A 3,448-nucleotide genomic window follows, 5' to 3' on the forward strand; every position below is an offset into this window, starting at 1 on the left:
TGTCGACGACGGTCGAAAACCGCTGATAAACAACGACAAGAGCTGAAGCGCTGGAGAGAGCAAAGGCGGTCGCCCGCGCGCTCTTCAACTAGCGCTGTAGCGGGCGACCGCCTTTGCGGCGTGGTGCTGATCATCTGAGGTTGAGAAGGCGATAGACGCGGGGCACGTCTCCAGTCGCCCTGAGGCGGCTTTCGACGTACCCCGCCATGCGCCTGCCTTGTGGTAGATCCGCGGGTAATCAGCGCCGCAGAAACAATCCGGCGTAACACCGATCTCAACTGGCAAGTCCGGGCTCGGTGTCACGCTCCACTGACGGTGCGCGACCTGCATTATCGCATTGTCAGCGCATTCCGTCGACCTTTTCCCCGAACTCCCAGCGGCGCTCCGAAAGGACCGTCGCGGATGTTCACGGGCCGCTTCTTTCTGTGCGGCCGCTGCCGTTCGCAGGTAACGATCTGCCGCAGCTGCGACCGGGGACAGCGCTACTGCGGGGAGGTCTGCGCCCGTGCTGCCCGCCGCGAGAGCGTGCGCGAGGCGGGGCGACGTTATCAGCGCAGCCGCCGTGGACGCTTGGCTCATGCGGACCGGGCCCGACGATATCGGGCTCGGCACAATAAAGTGACGCATCATTCTCCACCTGCATCTCCTGCCGGTTCACTACTGGGCAGCCCCTCGAACGGTGTCGTCGCTGCCTTTGCTGATGTCATCGGGCGGGCGACGACATCGTTCATGCGCACGCCGTGCTGTCGGCGCTGCGACTGTCGGCTGTCGCCGTTCGTTCGCACCGGCTTCGTGCGTCGCCGGGGGCCTCGTTACGCCCGTGAAGCTGACTACGCAGACGGAGAGCCCGCATCATGACCATCAGCCCCGAACTGGAAGCGCATATCCTGCGCCTGTATCACGCCGAGAAGTGGCGCTGCGGCACCATCGCCAGGCAATTGCATGTCCATCACACGACGGTGCATCGCGTTCTGGCCCAGGCGGGATTGCCCCGGCATAAGCCGCTGCAGAGAGCCTCAATCATTGAACCGTATCTGCCATTCATTGAGCAGACGCTGGAAAAGTTCCCCTCGCTGACCGCCAGCCGCCTTTATGCGATGGTGCGCGAGCGCGGCTACCGGGGCTTGCCGACGCACTTTCGGCACCTGGTTGCCCTGCACCGTCCACGCAAGCCGGCCGAGGCGTTCCTGCGGCTACGCACATTGCCTGGCGAGCAGGGACAGGTCGACTGGGCCCACTTCGGTCACATCGAGATCGGCAACGCCCGCCGGCCGCTGATGGCGTTCGTGATGGTGCTTTCCTACTCACGCGACATCTACCTGCGCTTCTTCCTCGACGCGCGCATGGAAAACTTCCTGCGCGGTCACGTCGGCGCGTTCAACACATGGTGCGGGCTGCCCAGGGTCCTGCTCTATGACAATCTCAAGAGTGCGGTGCTCGAGCGTCAGGGCGATGCGATCCGCTTCCATCCGACGCTGCTTGCCTTCGCCGGCTTCTATCGGTTCGAGCCACGTCCTGTCGCGGTTGCCCGGGGTAACGAAAAAGGCCGCGTCGAGCGCGCCATACGGCACATAAGGGAAGCATTCTTCATCGCCCGCAAGTTCACCGATCTCGACGATCTGAATGCCCAGGCCGAACAGTGGTGCCGCAACCAGGCAGCCGACCGGCCATGCCCCGAGGACCGGACGATAACGGTCCGCCAGGCGTTTGCGCAAGAGCAGCCACTGCTTCTGCCGCTGCCCGCCAACCCGTACCCCGTCGAGGAGCAGGTCGCCGCCAGGGTCGGCAAAACGCCCTATGTGCGCTTCGACCTCAACGATTACTCGGTACCGCATGCTCATGTCCGGCGCACGCTCAGCGTGCGCGCCGATCTCGGCCTGGTCCGCGTCTTCGACGGCGCAAAGATGATCGCCAGTCACCGTCGCAGCTATGATCGTGACCAGCAGATCGAGGACCCTCAGCACCTCAAGGCTCTCGTCGCAATCAAGCGCGAGGCGCGCCAGCATCGCGGCCTCAACAGCCTGGCGCGCGCCGTGCCGGCCTGCCAGACGCTGATGATCCGGGCCGCCGAGCGTGGCGCCAATATCGGTGCGATCACAACCGCGATGCTGAAACTGCTTGACCTGTACGGCGCGCAGGAACTGCAGGCCGCCGTCGAGCAAGCTTTGCATGCCGGCGCCTCCCATTCCAGGTCGGTTCGCGACGTACTGGAACGTCGCCGGGTCGCCCGTGGTGCTCCGCCGCCGGTCGAAACGAGCCTGCCCGAACACGTGCGGCGCAAGGATACGACGGTACGGCCGCATCGCCTCGACAGCTACGACCAACTGACCCTTGGAGGCAAAGACGATGAATAATCCCGATATCCTGCTCAACCGGGCCAGGGCGTTGCGCCTCAATGGCCTGATCACCCATTGGGACGAAATCGCTGGCGCGGACTGGCTGGCCGCCGTCCTTCAATGGGAAGAAGAGGAGCGCTCCGACCGTTCGATGCGGCGGCGCATGCGTGCCGCCAGGCTCGGCCACTTCAAGCAACTGTCCGATTATGACTGGCACTGGCCTCGCCGCATCGACCGCGCCGCCGTCGAGGACCTGATGACCCTGTCCTTCATGAACGATGCCGCCAACATCGTCTTTGTCGGTCCCAACGGCGTTGGGAAATCGACACTTGCTCGCAATGTCGCCCAGCAGGCGCTCATCTGCGGTCACACCGTCCTCTTCCGCACCGCCAGCGAGATGCTCGGCGAACTCGCCGCCCTCGACAGCGACGCAGCCTTGCGCCGACGGCTTCACCACTACGCCGCCGCCGACGTTCTTGCGATCGACGAGGTCGGGTATCTGTCCTACTCGAACCGTCATGCGGACCTGCTGTTCGAGCTCATCAGCCGGCGCTACGAAAAACGCTCCACCATCATCACCACCAACAGACCCTTCGCTGATTGGTCGGAGGTCTTTCCCAATGCCGCCTGCGTCGTCAGCCTCGTCGACCGCCTCATGCACCGATCCGAGGTGATCTCCATCGAAGGCGATTCCTACCGCTTCAAGGAAGCGGCCGAGCGATCAAAGGCACAGCGCGAAAAACGCACCAGCCGCTCCTCCGGCGAAAAGGTGCCCGCAGCATGAAACCAGATCCTCAACCGTCAGGCCTCAGGCGTGGAATCCACTTCCTCATCAATCCCGAATGGACACCCGAACAGGCGCTCGCTGTCTTCGAGTTCCTCAACGATCTCGCCGACAGCATCTGGTCGCACTACTGCGTCAACCTCCAGGAACTTATCCAGGCGCAGCAACGAACACCGACCGATCACAGCGACATCGAAAACGCCCCGTCCTCGTTCTGAAGCACACATCCCTCGACACTCGGCGGCCTGCAAAGGCCGCCTTTTTTGTTCCCTCCACAAGCACCAAACTCTTGTCGTCGTTTAGCCGCGCTTTTGAAACGCCATCAACA

The 3,448-nt window shown here is 63.4% G+C and carries 3 protein-coding genes; all 3 read left to right on the plus strand.

The window, feature by feature from the left end; genetic code table 11:
- The first annotated feature begins 854 nt into the window (after positions 1-854).
- From istA to EN786_RS35825, 3 genes are read left to right on the plus strand one after another with little or no spacing between them, the layout of a single operon-like run.
- Positions 855-2,354, plus strand: coding sequence for an IS21 family transposase (gene istA, locus EN786_RS35815; protein ID WP_135909981.1), 1,500 nt, complete (start codon positions 855-857; stop codon positions 2,352-2,354).
- Entirely contained in the window at positions 2,347-3,120 is a 774-nt protein-coding gene (gene istB / locus EN786_RS35820; protein ID WP_135909983.1) for an IS21-like element helper ATPase IstB, read from the plus strand. The genes istA and istB overlap by 8 nt, the downstream gene beginning before the upstream one ends.
- Positions 3,117-3,338, plus strand: a complete 222-nt coding sequence (locus tag EN786_RS35825; RefSeq protein ID WP_135909986.1) for a hypothetical protein — start codon at positions 3,117-3,119, stop codon at positions 3,336-3,338. Before istB ends, EN786_RS35825 begins: the two co-directional genes overlap by 4 nt.
- The last annotated feature ends 110 nt before the right edge of the window (positions 3,339-3,448 follow it).

It is taken from the genome of Mesorhizobium sp. M4B.F.Ca.ET.143.01.1.1 (assembly GCF_004792275.1).
Lineage (GTDB): Bacteria > Pseudomonadota > Alphaproteobacteria > Rhizobiales > Rhizobiaceae > Mesorhizobium > Mesorhizobium abyssinicae.